Annotated in this window: 14 protein-coding genes; 8 read left to right on the top strand and 6 right to left on the bottom strand. The window is 60.1% G+C overall.

All coding sequences use genetic code 11. The features are described 5' to 3' along the window. Positions 1 to 70 precede the first annotated feature (70 nt). The 4 genes from AB4Z35_RS23995 to AB4Z35_RS23980 all read left to right on the top strand — a co-directional run bounded on the left by AB4Z35_RS23995 (position 71) and on the right by AB4Z35_RS23980 (position 5351). Positions 71 to 646, top strand: a complete 576-nt coding sequence (locus tag AB4Z35_RS23995; protein WP_442099816.1) for a hypothetical protein — start codon at positions 71 to 73, stop codon at positions 644 to 646. Positions 647 to 1304: 658 nt separating this feature from the next. Beyond that, a complete protein-coding gene (locus AB4Z35_RS23990) occupies positions 1305 to 1952 on the top strand; it encodes a hypothetical protein (protein WP_442099814.1) in 648 nt (215 codons plus the stop codon). A gap of 249 nt (positions 1953 to 2201) precedes the next feature. Then, the gene (locus tag AB4Z35_RS23985; RefSeq protein ID WP_442099812.1) at positions 2202 to 4241 is read left to right on the top strand and encodes an oxidoreductase; all 2040 of its coding nucleotides are present in this window, start codon (positions 2202 to 2204) and stop codon (positions 4239 to 4241) included. A gap of 183 nt (positions 4242 to 4424) precedes the next feature. Next, positions 4425 to 5351 (top strand): 1-aminocyclopropane-1-carboxylate deaminase/D-cysteine desulfhydrase, encoded by a 927-nt coding sequence (locus AB4Z35_RS23980; protein WP_442099810.1) that lies wholly within the window; start codon positions 4425 to 4427, stop codon positions 5349 to 5351. Positions 5352 to 5474: 123 nt separating this feature from the next. Here the strand turns inward: AB4Z35_RS23980 and AB4Z35_RS23975 are convergent, their stop codons facing one another. The 3 genes from AB4Z35_RS23975 to AB4Z35_RS23965 all read right to left on the bottom strand — a co-directional run bounded on the left by AB4Z35_RS23975 (position 5475) and on the right by AB4Z35_RS23965 (position 8364). Then, the gene (locus AB4Z35_RS23975) at positions 5475 to 6035 is read right to left on the bottom strand and encodes a cytochrome b (RefSeq protein WP_442099808.1); all 561 of its coding nucleotides are present in this window, start codon (positions 6033 to 6035) and stop codon (positions 5475 to 5477) included. A gap of 237 nt (positions 6036 to 6272) precedes the next feature. Beyond that, entirely contained in the window at positions 6273 to 7100 is an 828-nt protein-coding gene (gene phnX, locus AB4Z35_RS23970; RefSeq protein ID WP_007999483.1) for a phosphonoacetaldehyde hydrolase, read from the bottom strand. A gap of 154 nt (positions 7101 to 7254) precedes the next feature. Beyond that, positions 7255 to 8364: a 2-aminoethylphosphonate--pyruvate transaminase gene (locus AB4Z35_RS23965; RefSeq protein WP_442099806.1), complete on the bottom strand. Its 1110-nt coding sequence runs from the start codon at positions 8362 to 8364 to the stop codon at positions 7255 to 7257. A gap of 109 nt (positions 8365 to 8473) precedes the next feature. Here AB4Z35_RS23965 and AB4Z35_RS23960 point away from each other — a divergent pair, with 109 nt between their 5' ends. Further along, a complete protein-coding gene (locus tag AB4Z35_RS23960; protein ID WP_442099804.1) occupies positions 8474 to 9337 on the top strand; it encodes a LysR substrate-binding domain-containing protein in 864 nt (287 codons plus the stop codon). A gap of 118 nt (positions 9338 to 9455) precedes the next feature. Here the strand turns inward: AB4Z35_RS23960 and AB4Z35_RS23955 are convergent, their stop codons facing one another. Further along, positions 9456 to 10328 (bottom strand): LysR family transcriptional regulator, encoded by an 873-nt coding sequence (locus AB4Z35_RS23955; protein ID WP_442099802.1) that lies wholly within the window; start codon positions 10326 to 10328, stop codon positions 9456 to 9458. Between the two features lie 268 nt (positions 10329 to 10596). Here AB4Z35_RS23955 and AB4Z35_RS23950 point away from each other — a divergent pair, with 268 nt between their 5' ends. Further along, positions 10597 to 11922: an MFS transporter gene (locus AB4Z35_RS23950; protein ID WP_442099800.1), complete on the top strand. Its 1326-nt coding sequence runs from the start codon at positions 10597 to 10599 to the stop codon at positions 11920 to 11922. Positions 11923 to 11991: 69 nt separating this feature from the next. Next, on the top strand, positions 11992 to 13383 hold the full coding sequence (locus AB4Z35_RS23945) for an FAD-dependent oxidoreductase (RefSeq protein WP_442099798.1): 1392 nt from the start codon (positions 11992 to 11994) through the stop codon (positions 13381 to 13383). A 3-nt stretch (positions 13384 to 13386) separates the two neighbouring features. Here AB4Z35_RS23945 and AB4Z35_RS23940 read toward each other — a convergent pair whose 3' ends face one another. Next, positions 13387 to 14808, bottom strand: a complete 1422-nt coding sequence (locus AB4Z35_RS23940; RefSeq protein ID WP_442099796.1) for a type VI secretion system Vgr family protein — start codon at positions 14806 to 14808, stop codon at positions 13387 to 13389. 225 nt (positions 14809 to 15033) lie between these two features. On the opposite strand from AB4Z35_RS23940, the gene AB4Z35_RS23935 reads away from it, so the two are divergent. Continuing rightward, a complete protein-coding gene (locus AB4Z35_RS23935; RefSeq protein ID WP_008051121.1) occupies positions 15034 to 15738 on the top strand; it encodes a YebC/PmpR family DNA-binding transcriptional regulator in 705 nt (234 codons plus the stop codon). Positions 15739 to 15856: 118 nt separating this feature from the next. Here the strand turns inward: AB4Z35_RS23935 and AB4Z35_RS23930 are convergent, their stop codons facing one another. Beyond that, positions 15857 to 17170 (bottom strand): leucine-rich repeat-containing protein kinase family protein, encoded by a 1314-nt coding sequence (locus tag AB4Z35_RS23930; protein ID WP_442099794.1) that lies wholly within the window; start codon positions 17168 to 17170, stop codon positions 15857 to 15859. Between the last annotated feature and the right edge of the window lie 4 nt (positions 17171 to 17174).

Genomic DNA, 17174 nt, shown 5'->3' with positions numbered 1-17174 from the left:
TGGAACTCATCAAAGCAGGTTGGAACCGAACTGCGAAATCAAAGAAACAATGGAAAAAGGAAACCCTGCCTTGAACATTTCAGCCATCTGCGTCTTGAGCGGCCTTTTGGTTGCGGTCGCGGCTTCTGCTACCGGGGTTACTTCGGTCTTCGACCTGGACTTCACCAGGTCAGCCACGGAAACGCTGAAAAAACTGGACATCAACGACGCTTGTATTATCGCCGTCTCAAGTCCTGCTGCATTTACCTTCTGCCGCAAAGGTTCGTCAACGCTCTGGAAGTATCAGGTGTTGGATCTGGAGCAACTGGCGGCGATCCAGAATGGCCAGAAGCGGTCTTCGACGGACTATCAACTAATCACCGTTGCGCAAGTCTATAGCGTTGCCTGCGCACAGAATCACCTTGCGCCATTGGTTAAACCGCCTATCAGGCGTGGACTTGTCCTCGGCCTGATTACCCTGTTTCTGTTAGTCGGCCTCCGATATACCTACCGGGCAATCATGGATTGCCGTTATGACCAGGCCGGTTTTTCGAAGCCCGGCTTGCAGCGATTGAGCGAATCCCGATTACCGTACAATTCAACAGTCATGGCGTTGGCCGCATGGGGTATGGCGGCAGCTACGGCATTTGTTTACTTCGGGTTTTGAGCATGACACAGGTCCTCGTATTCCAGTTTGATCCGCGACCAAAACTTCCATTCGCTGACGATCAAGTAACTTGGTTCGCACCCTGGTTGTTTCAATTGATCCTGCGTTATTGCCTGCCTGAAAGGGTGGCCGGATTACGGTGGACTCCGCAGTGAGACTTTGCTCTGGATGAGAGTCGCTCGCTATTGTGCGTGTTGTCGGATGTATAACAACTAGCGGATCCAATATGCAGTTGTAAAAGTGCATGTAGTCAAGCAGGCCAGTAGTGGTGTGGCATAGCGTGAAAGTTGACTCATTACCGTCGCTTCATGTGCACTTGCGCTACGCACCGTTTGTCGGTGGCTTGCTCGGAAAGTGAACATTGCAGCGTCTGTGGTCTCTGATTCCTAAGCACGTCAGCCATGACCTGCCCCAGCAATCGCAAAAAAGAAGTGGAAGTTGAATCTCAAATGCAGTGAGTGCAAATGGGGGGTTTATCTGAAATTCAGGGAGGTGATAAACAAGCCGGTCATTGATTTGCCAGTCGAATCAATGAGGTTAACAGTGCCGAGTCCATGATTTGGCTTATCTTTTAGAAGTAAGGTCGCACAGGGTTTTAATAATTAAGAATCCTGTCAGTTAGTCGATCTGTACTGTCGAATAAGGTGGAGAAAATACCGTGGCGATAAATATAATCATGAGCCTGCTGGAAAATAAACAATTCCTGGAGTTTTTACGTCTGGGTGTTATTTACGTTCATTTGGTGGCGTGTTGTGTAGCCATTGGTTTGGTGTTGACCAGTGATGTCGCTATGGTTAAAGACCTGTTAAGGCGAAAGGTATTCACTGAGCATGATAATGCTCACATGGAAAGCCTTCAGAAGTCTGTCATCGTTGCACTGATAGCTCTGTGGGTAACGGGTGTCGCTGTCGTCGGTATCGACTACCTGGATAAAGGTGTCGAATACTTCATGAATCCAAAGCTTCAAGCCAAAGTCATTATTGTCGCGTTGTTGAGTTACAACGGCGTCTTGTTGCATCGCCTGGTACTGCCAGCCCTGCAAAAGGCAGGTTCGTTGCTCAATCTCGGATTCAGTGCACGGATGCTGGCGTTAGCCTGCGGCTCGTTGTCGGCAGTGTCCTGGATGTATGCCGCCATGCTGGGTGTCGGGCGCCCTTTGGCCTGGAAGTACTCCCTTTCCGAACTGTTGATGGCTTATCCGGTACTGATTGTGCTCGGGTTCCTGACGATGCTGGCGCTGACTCAGCGAGCGAAGCAACAGGACGACTACGTTGCACCTCAGCGGACGGTAGCAGGCGCATGCTAAGCCGGTTCTGCGCGTAAACCTTGCGGGCTTGTCCAAAGTCCGAAAGGTGCGACCTTCCTGGAGCAGGTTTCAACCCGGACCTGCACCGGAAGGTCGTTTTAGTGTTGAGTTGTAGCTGCTCATTTCGATCATTAAGTTGTCAGTTACAGTCATTGAGCGACAGCGTCGCGACTCTTAGTCTGTCGAACATGACTGATGGGGGCCGTAGAGCTCCTGCACTTTCCGTGATCGCTCGATGTGGAGTTACCGATGACCGCCGCTCAATACCCGCACCTGTTGGCTCCGCTGGACCTGGGTTTCACCACGCTGCGCAACCGAACCCTGATGGGGTCGATGCACACCGGTCTTGAAGAAAAGCCGGGTGGCTTCGAACGCATGGCGGCGTACTTCGCCGAACGTGCCCGTGGCGGTGTCGGCCTGATGGTCACCGGCGGTATCGGCCCGAATGACGAGGGCGGCGTGTATTCCGGCGCGGCCAAGCTGACGACCGAAGAAGAGGCGTTCAAGCACCGTATCGTCACCCGTGCCGTGCATGACGCAGGCGGTAAAATCTGCATGCAGATCCTCCATGCCGGTCGTTATGCCTACAGCCCGAAACAGGTCGCGCCCAGTGCGATCCAGGCGCCGATCAACCCGTTCAAGCCCAAGGAACTGGACGAGGAAGGCATCGAGAAGCAGATCAGCGATTTCGTCACCTGCTCGGTACTGGCACAAACCGCCGAGTACGACGGTGTGGAAATCATGGGCTCCGAAGGTTATTTCATTAACCAGTTCCTCGCCGCCCACACCAACCACCGTACCGACCGCTGGGGCGGCAGCTACGAAAACCGCATGCGCCTGCCAGTGGAAATCGTTCGTCGCGTGCGTGAAGCAGTTGGCCCGAATTTCATCATCATCTTCCGTCTGTCGATGCTCGACCTGGTCGAAGGTGGCAGCACCTGGGAAGAAATCGTGCAGCTGGCCAAGGCCATCGAGCAGGCCGGCGCGACCATCATCAACACCGGTATCGGCTGGCACGAAGCGCGGATTCCGACCATCGCCACCAAAGTGCCGCGTGCGGCGTTCAGTAAGGTCACGGCCAAGCTGCGGGGTTCGGTCAATATTCCGCTGATCACCACCAACCGTATCAACACCCCGGAAGTCGCCGAGCAGATTCTCGCCGAGGGCGATGCCGACATGGTGTCCATGGCGCGGCCGTTCCTTGCCGACCCGGATTTCGTCAACAAGGCTGCTGAAGGTCGCGCCGATGAAATCAACACCTGCATCGGCTGCAACCAGGCCTGCCTCGATCACACCTTCGGCGGCAAGTTGACCAGTTGCCTGGTCAACCCGCGTGCCTGCCACGAAACCGAACTCAATTACCTGCCGGTGCAGCAACTGAAGAAAATCGCCGTGGTCGGTGCCGGCCCCGCCGGTTTGTCCGCCGCGACCGTGGCCGCCGAGCGTGGCCATCAGGTGACGCTGTTCGATTCGGCCAGCGAAATCGGCGGTCAGTTCAACATCGCCAAGCGCGTTCCGGGCAAGGAAGAGTTCTTTGAGACCATTCGCTACTTCAACCGCAAGTTGCAGACCACCAACGTCGAGGTGTGCCTGAACACCCGCGTTGACGTAGCCTCGCTGCTCGAGGGCGGCTACGACGAGATCATCCTGGCCACCGGTATTGCGCCGCGCGTGCCGGCGATTCCGGGAGTGGAAAACGCCAAGGTGTTGAGCTACCTGGATGTGATCCTGGGGCGCAAACCGGTCGGCAAGCGTGTCGCAGTGATTGGTGCCGGTGGTATCGGTTTCGACGTCTCCGAGTTCCTCGTTCATGAAGGCGTGGCTACCAGTCAGGACCGCGCCGCGTTCTGGAAGGAATGGGGTATCGATACGCACCTTGAGGCACGCGGTGGTGTTGCCGGTATCAAGGCAGCGCCCCATGCGCCGGCCCGCGAGGTGTTCCTGCTGCAACGCAAGAAGTCCAAGGTCGGTGACGGCCTTGGCAAGACCACCGGCTGGATTCATCGCACGGGTCTGAAGAACAAGCAGGTACAGATGCTCAACAGCGTTGAATACCTGAAGATCGACGACGAAGGCCTGCACATCCGCATCGGTGAAACCGGCGAACCGCAGGTGCTGTCGGTGGACAATATCGTGATTTGCGCCGGGCAGGATCCGCTGCGTGAATTGCATGAAAACCTGGTGGCGGCGGGGCAGAACGTGCATCTGATCGGCGGCGCGGACGTCGCGGCGGAACTGGATGCCAAGCGGGCGATCAACCAGGGTTCGCGTCTGGCGGCGCAGTTGTAACAGACAGGTCAAGCGTGCCAATGGCCATCGCGAGCAAGCTCGCTCCCACAGTTATTGTGTTGTTCATGAGTTTTGTGAGCGACACAAATCCACTGTGGGAGCGGCGGTGCGACGATTCGACTTGCCCGCGATAGCGTCCGCATGGCTGTTAAGATGCCGGATCTTCACCTAGAGCCGGCATTGATGCTTCTCCCTTCCGACACCTGGCTACCCCGGGCCCCCCTCGACCCCCTTCACCTCGACTGGCTTGCTCACGCCGGCATCGAAGTGGCCATCCTGCGTCTGGACCAGATCGACCCGCTGATCAGCGGCAACAAATGGTTCAAGCTCATCGAGCACCTGAAGACCGCCGAGCGCATCGGTGCCGAAGGCATCATCAGTCTCGGTGGGGCGCACTCCAATCACCTCCACGCGTTGGCGGCGGCGGGCAAGCGTTTCGGCTTTTCCACCGTCGGCCTGTTGCGCGGGCATCCTCAGGAAACGCCAACGGTGAGGGATTTGCAGGCGTTCGGCATGCAGTTGCACTGGCTGGGTTACGGCGGCTATCGGGCGCGACATGAAGCGGGTTTTTGGCAGCCCTGGCAAGCACGGTACCCGACGTTGCATCCGGTGCCTGAAGGTGGGGGAGGATTGCCTGGCGCTGAAGGTTGCAGGCAACTGCGTACTCAAGTTGACGAGCAACTGGGTGGCTTGGGCTGGAACGACTACGACGGCTGGTGGCTGGCCTGCGGAACCGGCACGACGCTGGCCGGCCTGGTGCTGACTGAAGCAGGGGATCATCCGGTGTACGGTGCCCTGGCAGTGCCTGACGATCATGGAGTGGCGCAGCAGGTCGAGAGGATCGTGCAGGAAGCGGGTTTGGTCGATGCGGCGTATGAGCTGTTCGAGGCCAGTCGCGGCGGGTTTGCCAAGGTTGATCCGCTGCTGCTCGACTTTATCGAACAGACAGAGCAGGCGGGAAATATTCCACTGGAGCCGCTGTATACCGGCAAGGCACTGCTGGCACTCAAGCACCAAGTCGAAGCGGGCCGATTCGCCCAAGGTACGCGACTGATCTTCATCCACACCGGCGGCTTGCAGGGGTGGCGGGGGTTCAGTCCACAAATCTGAAGCACACACGCAATCTCATGTGGGAGCGAGCCTGCTCGCGATGGCGATCCGTCAGGCAATGATGATTCGCCTGACACTCCGCTATCGCGAGCAGGCTCGCTCCCACAGGTTTTGCCAGTGGCCTCAGGTATCGCGGTTCACGCTCTTGGGCATCATCCGAAGCAAGGTGTTATCGCCCACCACATAGTGGTGATACAGCGCGGCCGCGGCATGCAGGCCGATCAGCCAATAGCCGATAGTGCCGCCGAGCTCGTGCCAGTCCTGGAGTTGTTTGGCCAGGTCCTTGTTTTCCGCGATCAGCATCGGCAAATCGACACCGTAGAACATCACCTGATTGCCTTTGGCGCTGGTGACCAGCCACCCGAGAATCGGCGTGACAATCATGAAAATGTACAGCGCCCAGTGCATCAGCCTGGCCAGCGTCGTTTGCCAGTGCGGCGAGGCCGGGAAGACCTCCGGTGCCGGGCCGAGACTGCGTGCGAACAATCGCAGCCAGACCAGAACGAATACGGTCAGGCCGAGCATGAAGTGCGACTCGACGATCAGCGTGCGCCCGCCACTGCCCTTGGGAAAGAACCCGCGAAACTCGATACAGGCGTAAACCAGCACCAGCAGGACCAGCATCAACCAATGCAGCGCGATCGATACGGTGCTGTAGCGCGAGGCGGAATTTTTCCACGGCATACGGTGTTCCTCAGAGGTCCGGTTTAAAGCCACCGTTCTTGTCCGACGGTGTGCTTTAACTGTAATCCTGTTTCACCGGGTTTGCCTGAGGCGATTGGTCGCTGAATGCTCTGGTTCATGTCCTGGACAGAAAAACCTGTAGGAGCGAGCTTGCTCGCGATGGAGTGTCAGATACGTTGATGTCGACTGACACACCATCGCGAACAAGCTCGCTCCTACAGGGGGGAGTTGCGTTTTTTAGCTCGATTGCGGCATTTCGCCGTTGGCCAGACGCTTGTTGATGTCGGCGATCACTTCCGGCAGATCGGTGATGGTGTCGATCATGTAGTGCGGGCGCGAACCTTCGAACATGGCGTGGATGCGCTTGCGTTCGCTGTCCAGTTGGTCGCTGCCCAGCGCGCGATAACCTTCGTAGTCCAGGCCCAGGGCGTTGCCCGAGCAGATCAGCGCCACGGTCCACATGCCGGCGCGGCGACCTTCGAGAATGCCCGGCACAGTGTCATCGATCTTCACGCACGCGGCGACATCGTCGATGCCCAGGGCGATGACGTTGGCCAGCGCCTGGGCCGGCCATGGGCGGCCATTCGGGACTTCGTCGGTGGCGACCACGTGATCGGCGACGTAGCCGTTGGTGGCGGCCAGTTCGACCACTTTGTCCATGACCTGTTTCGGGTAACCGGAGCAGGAGCCAATCCTGATTCCTTGCTGGCGCAGGTTGGCAATGGTCTCCAGCGCCCCCGGAATCAGCGCCGAGTGTTCGGCGATTTTTTCGATCTGCAGGGGCATGAAGCGCTGGTAGATCGCGGTGACGTCATCGTCGGTCGGCGTGCGGCCGAACACTTTGCGATAACGCTCGGCAACTTCCGGCTGATCGCACAAGGTGCGGATGTGGTCCCACTTGCCCATGCCCATCGGGCCACGGGCTTCTTCGATGGACACCTGGACGTCGAACTCGGCGAAGGCCTCGACGAAAATCTGCGTCGGGGCGAAGGAGCCGAAGTCGACTACGGTGCCGGCCCAGTCGAGGATGGCGGCTTGCAGTTTGGTTGGGTTGGTGTAGTTCATGGTGATCTGAATCCTGTAATAACTGGCTATTTAGGAAAACTGTTTTTTGTGGGAGCGAGCTTGCTCGCGATGAGGCCCTGGCAGTCGACATCAATGTTGGATGTCAGTCCGCTATCGCGAGCAAGCTCGCTCCCACAGGGGAATGCGGTGTGGGTTAGATCTCTAACACTTCCATCTCGCGCAGTACTTCGCCAATCGCCGCTACGGCTTCGCGCATTTCGGCTGGCTGGACATGACCGATGCAGCCGACGCGGAAGGTTTCGACCTGGGTCAGTTTGCCGGGGTAGAGGATGTAACCCTTGGCCTTGACCCGCTCGTAGAACTCCTTGAACTGGTAACGCGGATCTTTCGGGGCATGGAAGGTGGCGATGATCGGCGCCTGAATGGCCGCCGGCAGGAAGCTGCGCAGCCCCAGTTTGCCCATCTCCTCCATCAGTGCCTGGCAGTTGGCGGCGTAACGTTCGTGCCGGGCCGGCAAGCCGCCTTCTTCGTTGTACTGCAGCAGGGCTTCGTGCAGCGCCGCGACCACATGGGTCGGCGGGGTGAAGCGCCACTGGCCGGTCTTGGCCATATAGGCGTGCTGGTCCTGCAAATCCATGGCCAGCGAATGCGAGTTGCCGGCGGCGCTGGCCAGGGATTCTTTGCGGGCGAAGACAAAGCCCATGCCTGGTACGCCTTCCAGGCATTTGCCCGAGGCGGCGATCAGTGCATCGAAGGGCACCTGTTGCGCGTCCACCGGCAGCGCGCCGAACGAACTCATGGCGTCGATGATCAGGCGTTTGCCGTGTTGTGCAATGACGTCAGCGATTTCTGGCAGCGGATTGAGAATGCCGGTACTGGTTTCACAGTGAATCAGGGCGACATGGGTGATGCCGTTATCGGCCCGCAGCAGGCGATCAACGTCGGCGGCGGTGGTCGGTTCGTCTTCGGCGGTTTCGAAGGTGCTGAAGGCGCGGCCCAGCACTTCACAGATTTTTGCCAGGCGTTTGCCGTAGGCGCCGTTGATCAGCACCAGAACCTTGCCGTCCCGAGGCACCAGGGTGCCGATCGCTGCCTCCACCGCGAATGTGCCGCTGCCTTGCAGGGGCACGCAGTGGTGAGTGGCGGCGCCGTTGATAATCGCCAGCAGTTGCTCGCAGAGGCTGGCAGTCAGTTGATTGAAGCGGTCATCCCATGAACCCCAGTCGATCATCATCGCCTGACGGGTGCGGGGCGAAGTGGTCAACGGGCCGGGGGTGAGCAGGATGGGTGCGGCAGTACTCATTCTCGTGTCCTCGCAATCGATGGGATGAAGCTACAGGGCCTAAATTGCAATTTGCCGAGTTATCAATCAAATTGTTTGTTGTTATGCCAGCCATCAGTGAGGGTTATTCATGAACCTGTTTCAGCTCCGCGCCTTCGATGCCGTGGCCCGGGAAGGCAGCTTTACCCGGGCGGCGGCGCGGCTGTTCATCAGCCAGCCGGCGGTCACCGGGCACATCAAGGCCCTGGAGGAGCACTACCAGATCACCTTGCTGCGCCGTACCGCCCGTCGAGTGGAGCTGACGGAGGAGGGCACCAAACTGGCGGCCATCACCCGGGCGATGTTCGGTCTGGCCGAAGAGGCGCAGGTGATGCTCGAAGCCAATCGGCAATTGCTCACCGGGCGTCTGGAGGTGGCGGCGGACGGCCCTCACATGGTCATGCCGATGCTCGCCAGCCTGCGGGCGCGCTATCCGGGAATCACGGTGAACCTGCGCCTGGGCAACGCCCAGGAAACCCTGGCGGCGTTGTTGTCCGAGCATGCTGACGTGGCGGTGCTGACCGAGATCGAGCCGCGCAAGGGCTTGCATCTGCAGGCGCTGAACGAATCACGGATTTGCGCGCTGGTGCCCGACGGGCATCCTTGGGCGCATAAGGCCAAAGGCGTACAGCTCAAGGAGCTGGATCAGGTGATCATGGTGCTGCGCGAGCCGAGTTCGATTACCCGGCGCACCTTCGACGAGGCTTGCGCCCAGGCCAAGGTCAATCCACGGGTGCTGCTGGAACTGGACAGCCGCGAAGCGGTGACCGAGGCGGTGGCCGCCGAACTGGGGGTAGGGGTGGTGTCGTCGGTGGAGGTCAGCCATGACCCGCGGGTGGCGGCAGTACCGATCATTGGCGAGGGGTTGGTGAATCGGCACATGATCGGGTGCATGGAGCGGCGGCGGGATTTGCGGTTGATTCAGGCGTTTTTGGGGTTGGCGCCTGTCAGGTAGACCGAGTCGTCTGCATTCGCGAGCAAGCCCGCTCCCACATTTGATTTGTGTCGTTCATAGATCACCTGTGGGAGCGGRCTTGCTCCGGGCGGCGATCCGACGAAGAGGCCAGACCTGCCTACACAAGACTCTCGCGCACCATCTCAAGAAAGGTCGCCACCAGCCGCCGCGAACTCTGCTCGCGCAAGCACACCAGCGTCTCGGTCAATCGCCGTTTGCAGTCGGTAATCGGCAGTGCACAAACCCTGGAGTCCGCACCAAACTCGGCGGCGGACACCACGCCAATTCCAATTCCCACCACCACCGCTTCACGCGCCGCTTCCCGGCCTTCGACCTGTATCGCCGGACGAATCCGAAACCCGGCGCCGGCCATTTCTTCCTCCAGGGTCTGGCGCGTCACCGAACCGATTTCCCGCAACACCAGTGGCGTGTCGTCGAGGTCCGCGAGGGTAATGGATTCGCGGTCGGCCCACGGATGATTGCGCGACACGAACGCCACCATCGGGTCGTTACGCAGGGGCAGGGAGATCAGCCGTTCATCGCTGACGTCACGGCCCAGCAACGCCAGGTCGGCCTGATAGTTGAACAGTCGAAACAGCGACTCATCGGTGTTGCCGGTTTCGATCTTCACGCTGATGCCGGGGTAGCGTTCGCAGAACCGCGCGATCTGCGGCAGCACGTGCACCGGTGCATCCACCGCCAGAATCAGGCTGCCGGTCTGCAAGGCCTGGGACTCCTGAAGCAGTTCCTGGGCTTCCGCCTCGATCACAAAAAGCCGCTGGGTAACGCTCAGCAGGCGCTCACCCAGATCGGTCAGGCGCACCGAACGCTTGTTGCGGTGAAACAGCAAAACCCCGTAGCGCTCTTCGAGTTTGCGCACCTGGTCGGAAATCGCCGGTTGCGTCAGAAAAAGCCGCTCGGCGGCTTTGGTAAAGCTTCCATGGACCGCCACGGCGTGGAACGCTTTGAGCTGGGCGTGGGAAACCGACATGGGAATCTCCAGTAACAAGCTGAGCTTATTTTTGAAATACGATAAATCGATTTCACTTATTAATCAGTAATTGTTTTTATCCACCTCAGCCCCGGTGACTGGYCAATCGAACAGCAGCGGGTGCCATGAGCCTGTGCGTGCAACTACAGGACTCATCTGACCGGAATCGCCCACAGGGACAAGGTGATTTCGCAGTGCTCAACAATAAAAACACAGGCGTTTTCTTCCAATTCTGCCGGCACACTCACACCCTGAGGTCAGAACCACAATGAACAAGCACATCGGCACCATCAAGCGTTGGCGCGTGCAGATCTTCGCGATCACCTGGCTCGCCTACGCCGCTTTCTACTTCACCCGCAAAGCCTTCTCGGTGGCCAAGCTCGGCATCGCCGAAGACCCGACCTTCATGCTCGACAAAATGGCCATGGCCAACCTCGACGCCATCTACCTGACGGCGTATGCCGTCGGCCAATTCACCTGGGGCATGCTGGCCGACCGCTTCGGGCCGCGCGTGGTGGTGCTCGGCGGGTTGCTGATTTCCGCTGGCGCGGCGCTGGTGATGGGTAACTTCGCAACATTACCGATTTTCGCTACCTGCATGCTGATACAAGGCCTGGCGCAGTCCACCGGATGGTCGGGGCTGTGCAAGAACCTCGGCAGTTTCTTCCCCTCCGAACAACGCGGGCGGGTATTGGGCCTGTGGAGTTCCTGCTACGCCTTTGGCGGTCTCGTGGCGTCGCCGTTTGCCGGGTGGTGGGCGTATACGCTCATCGGCACCTGGCATGCGGCGTTTGTTTCCAGTGCGGCGGTGGTTGGGCTGGTCGCCGTGCTGTTTTTTATTTTTCAACGCAACAAACCGGAAGACGTGGGCTTGCCGGCCGTGGAGCCGGAGCCCGAACTGACGGCTGAAGAAACCCTTGCCCAAAGCAAAATCAGCATCTGGGAGCCGCTGAAGGAAATCCTGCGCAACCGCACGGTGCTGGTGCTGGGGTTGGCGTACTTCATGCTGAAACCGGCGCGTTACGCGATTCTGCTGTGGGGGCCGGTGATCGTCTTCGAACAGATGCCTTCGGTGGGCAAGGTCGGTGCGGCGATCATTCCGACCTCGTTCGAGCTGGCCGGGTTGCTCGGGCCGATTATGATCGGCCTGGCCTCGGACAAACTGTTCGGCGCCCGGCGCATGCCCGCTTGTGTGCTCAGCCTGTTGGCACTGACCGTGTCTTTGGCGCTGTTCATGGGGGCCCTGCACACCGGCAGCGTGATCCTGGTGGTGGCATTGCTGTTCGTCATGGGCCTGACCCTTTATGGACCTGACTCGATGATCAGCGGCGCTGCCGCCATCGATTTCGGCACGGCCAAGGCCGGTGCGACGGCGGCCGGGTTCGTCAACGGCTGCGGCTCGGTCGGGGCGATTCTCGGCGGGCTGCTGCCGGGCTACTTCGACACCGTTACCGTGTTCATCGTCTTCGCCGGCTGCGCAATGTTCTCCGCACTGGTGTTGATCCCGCACTGGAACAGCCGCCCTGGCGGTTTGGGTACTCACTTCGCCTACGTACCCAATCAAGCGATGACCGTCAAACCCCTGCGTTCCTGAATCCTGTCCCTCGCGGCCTGCTGCGTCTGCGGCAGGCCGGCGTGTGGGCCACTGACTGGAGATTGACCCATGAGACCCTTTTGGCTGGACCAGGCCTTGAAGGCTGATGCATCCGAAACCTGTCCGCCACTGGAAGGCGACAGCCGCGCCGACGTGTGCATCGTCGGCGGCGGTTACACCGGGTTGTGGACCGCGATCATGCTCAAGGAACAGAACCCCGAACTCGACGTGTTGCTGATCGAAGCGGATATCTGCGGTGCCGGGGCCAGTGGACGCAATGGCGGTTGTGCATTGTCGTGGTCGGCCAAGTATTTCACCCTTGAGCGTTTGTTCGGCGTCGAAGAGGCGGTGCGCCTGGTCAAGGAGTCCGAGCGCAGCATCCATGCCATCGGTGCCTTCTGCGAACAATATGCGGTGGACGCCGATTACCGCCTCGACGGTACGCTCTACACCGCCACCAATCGTGCCCAATGCGGCTCGACCGATGCGGTCATCGCCGCGCTGGAGCGCAACGGCATCAACTCGTTCACCCAGCGACCGGTGGCCGATGTGCAGCGCATGGCCGGTTCCAGCAAACACCTGGAAGGCTGGTTTTCCCCGGCCGCGGCCAGTGTGCAGCCGGGCAAACTGGTACGCGGTCTGCGCCGGGTCGCCCTGCAATTGGGTGTGAGGATTCACGAAAATACCGCGATGACCGGGCTGGAAGAGGGCAGGCCGGCAGGCATTCAAACCCGCAACGGCACCATTCGCGCCGACCGCGTGGTGCTGGCGATGAACGCCTGGATGGCCCGGGCGTTCCCGCAGTTCGAACGCAGCGTGGCGATCGTTTCCAGCGACATGCTGATCACCGAGCCACGGCCGGATTTGCTGGATGAAATCGGCTTGATCAGCGGTGTCACGGTGCTCGATTCGCGGATTTTCGTGCACTACTACCACAACACCCCCGACGGCCGGATCATGCTCGGCAAGGGCGGCAATACCTTCGCTTATGGCGGACGCATGCTGCCGGTGTTCGATCAGCCTTCGCCTTATGCTGGTCTGTTGCAGAACAGCCTGACGGATTTCTTCCCGGCGTTTGCCGACGTCAAGGTCGAGGCGACCTGGAATGGTCCGTCGGATCGTTCGGTGACCGGGCTGCCGTTTTTCGGGCAGATGAGCGCCAGTGGCAATGTGTTCTACGGTTTCGGCTACTCCGGCAGCGGTGTCGGGCCATGCCATATGGGCGGGCAGATTCTGGCGTCGATGGTCCAGGGCCTGGACAACCCCTGGACCCGCTCGCCGCTGGTCAACGGGCCGCTGGGGTTTTTCCCGCCGGAGCCGATTCGCTACATCGGTTCGCTGATGGTGCGCAACGCCATCCGCCGCAAGGAGCGAGCGGAGGATCACGGGCGTCGGCCACGGCATCTGGACGTGCGTCTGGCGAAATTCGCCGCTGCGGCCGGCAAGGCCGACAAGGGTTGAGCATCAGGGCGCAAGGTCCGAGCGGTTGAGCAGCCAGTCGAACAGCAGGCGGGTATCGCCACGGGGCTCGCGCGGACGAGGGTGGCGAGGTTGTGGCCGAGGGCCCATGGCCGTGCAGAGCACCGGGCGATCCGGATCACTGTCGAGGAAAATCACCAGTACTTCGCTGCCAGCCACGGGCAAGCGGGTTGGATCAATCCAGTCCTCGGCGGTGGTCAGCGCCAGCGGTAGCCACAGGCCATCGGAYGCCTCTGCGGCTGATTGTGTGGCGGGCCAGAGGTGCACCTGAACCCGGCCATCCTCATCCACCGTCGCCGGTTGCCCGATCGGGCCGCACACCTGGCCGGGCTGATACCCGGGGATACTCGGCCTGGGTTGTTTGAGCGCAGGCCTGAACACCGTCGACCAAGGGATGGCGCTGAATTGATTGCGGTAGCCCGGCGTCGTGCCCGGTGCGTCGTCGAGCAGAATGGATGACTGACGCCCCTGATGGCGGATTTCGGTGACCAGCCATTGATCGTTGAAATTCGTCAGCGGATGCCCGGCCACCTGAACGATCCGGCCACTGCGTAATGCACCCTGGTTACTTTGACCGTGGATCTGCAGGTGTCGGCAGCGCAGGCGTTCCAGTTGGCGACGGCTGAGCTGGTCGCGATGCTGTTGTTCGCGAGCGGGAAAGTGTTTCGACGGGGCGAACAAGTGGTTGGCTGCGCCGTCGCTGATGTCCGGTGCACCAGGATTCCTGGCACTTGGGCGCACGGGGGAGCGCGGAGCGTCATGGCGCTGGAACAATTCGCTGATCACCGGTTCGTGGTGTTCATCGAGGGCGTCGCTGCGCAGCGGCATGCACAACGGCTCCTGGGGGAAACTCAGGCTGTCATCGGCCAGCACCAGCACGTGGCCGTCGCGTTGATGCTCGAAGTGATAATGAATGCCTTCTTCCTCGCACAACCGTTGCAGCAACGCCAGGTCGGTTTCTTCGTACTGAATGCAAAAAGGTCGCAGCGGATAGTGCCCGGTTGCCAGTTCAAAGCGATAACTGCCAGCGGGCAGCGCATGTTCCTCCAGCAACTGGCGCAGGATCATGGGCACGCTGGCGCGCTGGAAAACCCGTCGGCAGCGTTGCTGATCCAGCGACTGGATACGGGGCACCAACACCAGTTTGTAAGCGACCCGGTGTGCGCTTCGATGTTCACAGCCTGCGCTGTGCAGCACACCATGAATTTCTTGGTCGTGGCCAAATTCGAGGAACGCCGGCTGGTGCAGCAATCGTTCGAGGTTCAGGGCCGGTGCCAGCCCGATAACCTCGATGTCGAATCGATAGGGCTGGTTGAGTGCTTCATGACCGCTGAACCGGACTACCTGGAAACTCAGGTCGTCATCGAGAAGCGTCAGGGTGGTGGGACTTTCCTTGTCGTTGTGCATCGAACACGCTACTGCCGTTGAATAGGGTGCAAAGCGTACGAAACCCCGGCGCATTGCGGACACGTTAAAGCGGCATTTCAGAATCGCCCTACAACCGTTGGTGAAGATGTCGATGCCAGTCGGGATTTTTTGGTCGATTGCCAACTTTAGGCCGTATAAACTTGCGCAATGCGTCGGCCAATAGATGTCTCGGCGCCACAGATGCCACAGATAAGAGAGTGAGAAATGGGCGCACAGTGGAAGGTTAAACACAAAGAAGCGGCAGCCAATGCCAAGGGCAAGATCTTCGGCAAACTGGTGAAGGAAATCACCATTGCTGCGCGCAACGGTGCCGATATTGCTACCAACGCGCATTTGCGCCTGGTGGTTGAACAGGCCAAGAAAGCTTCGATGCCCAAGGAAACACTGGATCGCGCCATCAAGAAGGGTGCGGGCCTGTTGGGCGAGACCGTGCAATACCATCGCGTGACCTATGAAGGGTTCGCCCCGCATCAGGTGCCGTTGATCGTTGAATGCGTCACCGACAACATCAACCGCACCGTCGCCGAGATCCGCGTGGCGTTCCGCAAGGGCCAACTGGGCGCTTCCGGTTCGGTGGCCTGGGACTTCAACCATGTCGGCATGATCGAAGCGTCGCCGGACACCCCGGACGCCGACCCGGAAATGGCCGCCATCGAAGCCGGTGCGCAGGATTTCGAACCGGGTGAAGAGGGGGCAACCCTGTTCCTGACCGAGCCGACCGACCTCGACGCGGTACAGAAAGCCCTGCCGGAACAAGGCTTCACCGTGCTGTCGGCAAAACTGGGCTACCAGCCGAAAAACCCGGTCAGCGGCCTGAGCGATGAGCAGATGGCTGAAGTCGAAGCGTTCCTCGAAGGCCTCGATAACCATGACGACGTGCAGGACATGTTTGTCGGGTTGGCAGGTTGATCTGATTCACCAGTGACACCGTCTTCGCGAGCAAGCCCGCTCCCACAGTTGATCGAGTTGCCCGGCCAGGCGCGATCTAATGTGGGAGCGGGCTTGCTCGCGAATGACCGCGCAGCGGTCACAGATTTTTCAGTTGCTCCACGACTTCGCTAAACCCCGGCCGCGCCAGCACTTGCGGCTGACAGCAACGCCGCTCCAGATCTTCCAGTGTCCGATGCAGCTCATCGCTCAACCCCGAGTCGATCCGCGCCAGCAATTCCCCCAACAGCACCCCGAACGCCCGCACCTCGATCCGCTGCAAGGCACGGCTTTCAAGGCTGTCGGAAATCCCGTGGAACGACGCCGCGCCAAAGTCCCCCAGCAAGCAATCACCCTGTTCATTCCACAGAATATTGTGCCCGTAGAGGTCGCCGTGGGTGATGCCATGGCCGTGCAAGTGCTCGGCCACCGAGGCAATCCCCGAGGCAATGCGTAGCGCCACCGTGGCACTCAAGCGCAAGTCGTCGGGGTAGATGTCGCGGCTGCACGACGCCAGGCTCGGCAGCGCGGCGAGGTTGCGGTAACTCGGTGCGATCAGTTGCATCACCAGCCCGGCGGTTTGCTGCGGGTGATCGACAATTCGCCCCTCGACGCGGATCAGGTTCGGGTGCAGGCCGGCGGTGATGCAGGCGTTCATCTCGTGCAGCGGTGAGCCATCGCTGGTCATTTCACCCTTGTAGAGCTTCACCGCAACGGCCATGGTTGGCTGGTCAGCCGGTTGCCAAGCAGCCTGATGTATCACCCCGGACGCACCTTCGCCGAGTTTTTTCTCCAGGCGTAATGCCGACCAGTCAATGCGCGGTGTCGCGTCGAGGGCCGCGGCATCGGCTTCGGTTTCCAGCGGGTTACCGGCATAGGCCAGCCAGGTCAGGCTCGGCAATTCCAGCAACCATTGCGGCAACTCGGTCAACTGGTTGGCGGCGATGCGSATCAGCTCCAGCCGATGACACTGACGCAACGACTCCGGCAGCGCGTGCAAACGGTTGCCGGCGAGCATGAGCTTTTGCAGGTATGGCCGCTCTCCCAACTCGCTCGGCAGCGTCTCGATGCAGTTGTCGGTCAGGATCAGCCAGCGCAGCAGCAGCGGTAGCGCCGCTGCTGGCACATGGGCGATGCGGTTGGCCTTGAAGCCGATCATCGTCAGAGCGGCGCATTGGCCCAGGCAGGCCGGCAACTCGGTGAAGCGGTTATCGGAACAGAACAGCACGCGCAGACGGGTCAGGCGATGCAAGTCCTCGGGCAGGGCGCTCAAGGCGTTGCCGCTGAGGTTGAGCACTTCCAGCGAGTCCGCCAGATCGAAAATCTCCCGAGGGAATTCGGTGAGGCCGTCGACCAGATCCAGCCGCGTGATGCCCGACAACTCGCCGGCACGCAATTGAGCAAGGGTATGCATGAAC

The sequence above is a fragment of the Pseudomonas sp. KB_15 genome (assembly GCF_052114525.1).
Classification (GTDB): Bacteria; Pseudomonadota; Gammaproteobacteria; order Pseudomonadales; family Pseudomonadaceae; genus Aquipseudomonas.
The sequence above is the reverse complement of the archived record's forward strand: the minus strand, read 5'-3'. Positions and strand labels throughout refer to the sequence as shown.

Bases quoted from the DNA above. Each gene is read 5' to 3' on its own strand.
- AB4Z35_RS23950 (WP_442099800.1), top strand. From the start codon at position 10,597: ATGAACAAGCACATCGGCACCATCAAGCGTTGGCGCGTGCAGATCTTC.
- AB4Z35_RS23960 (WP_442099804.1), top strand. From the start codon at position 8,474: ATGAACCTGTTTCAGCTCCGCGCCTTCGATGCCGTGGCCCGGGAAGGC.
- phnX (WP_007999483.1), bottom strand. From the start codon at position 7,100: ATGAACTACACCAACCCAACCAAACTGCAAGCCGCCATCCTCGACTGG.
- AB4Z35_RS23965 (WP_442099806.1), bottom strand. From the start codon at position 8,364: ATGAGTACTGCCGCACCCATCCTGCTCACCCCCGGCCCGTTGACCACT.
- AB4Z35_RS23980 (WP_442099810.1), top strand. From the start codon at position 4,425: ATGCTTCTCCCTTCCGACACCTGGCTACCCCGGGCCCCCCTCGACCCC.
- AB4Z35_RS23985 (WP_442099812.1), top strand. From the start codon at position 2,202: ATGACCGCCGCTCAATACCCGCACCTGTTGGCTCCGCTGGACCTGGGT.
- AB4Z35_RS23935 (WP_008051121.1), top strand. From the start codon at position 15,034: ATGGGCGCACAGTGGAAGGTTAAACACAAAGAAGCGGCAGCCAATGCC.
- AB4Z35_RS23945 (WP_442099798.1), top strand. From the start codon at position 11,992: ATGAGACCCTTTTGGCTGGACCAGGCCTTGAAGGCTGATGCATCCGAA.
- AB4Z35_RS23975 (WP_442099808.1), bottom strand. From the start codon at position 6,035: ATGCCGTGGAAAAATTCCGCCTCGCGCTACAGCACCGTATCGATCGCG.
- AB4Z35_RS23955 (WP_442099802.1), bottom strand. From the start codon at position 10,328: ATGTCGGTTTCCCACGCCCAGCTCAAAGCGTTCCACGCCGTGGCGGTC.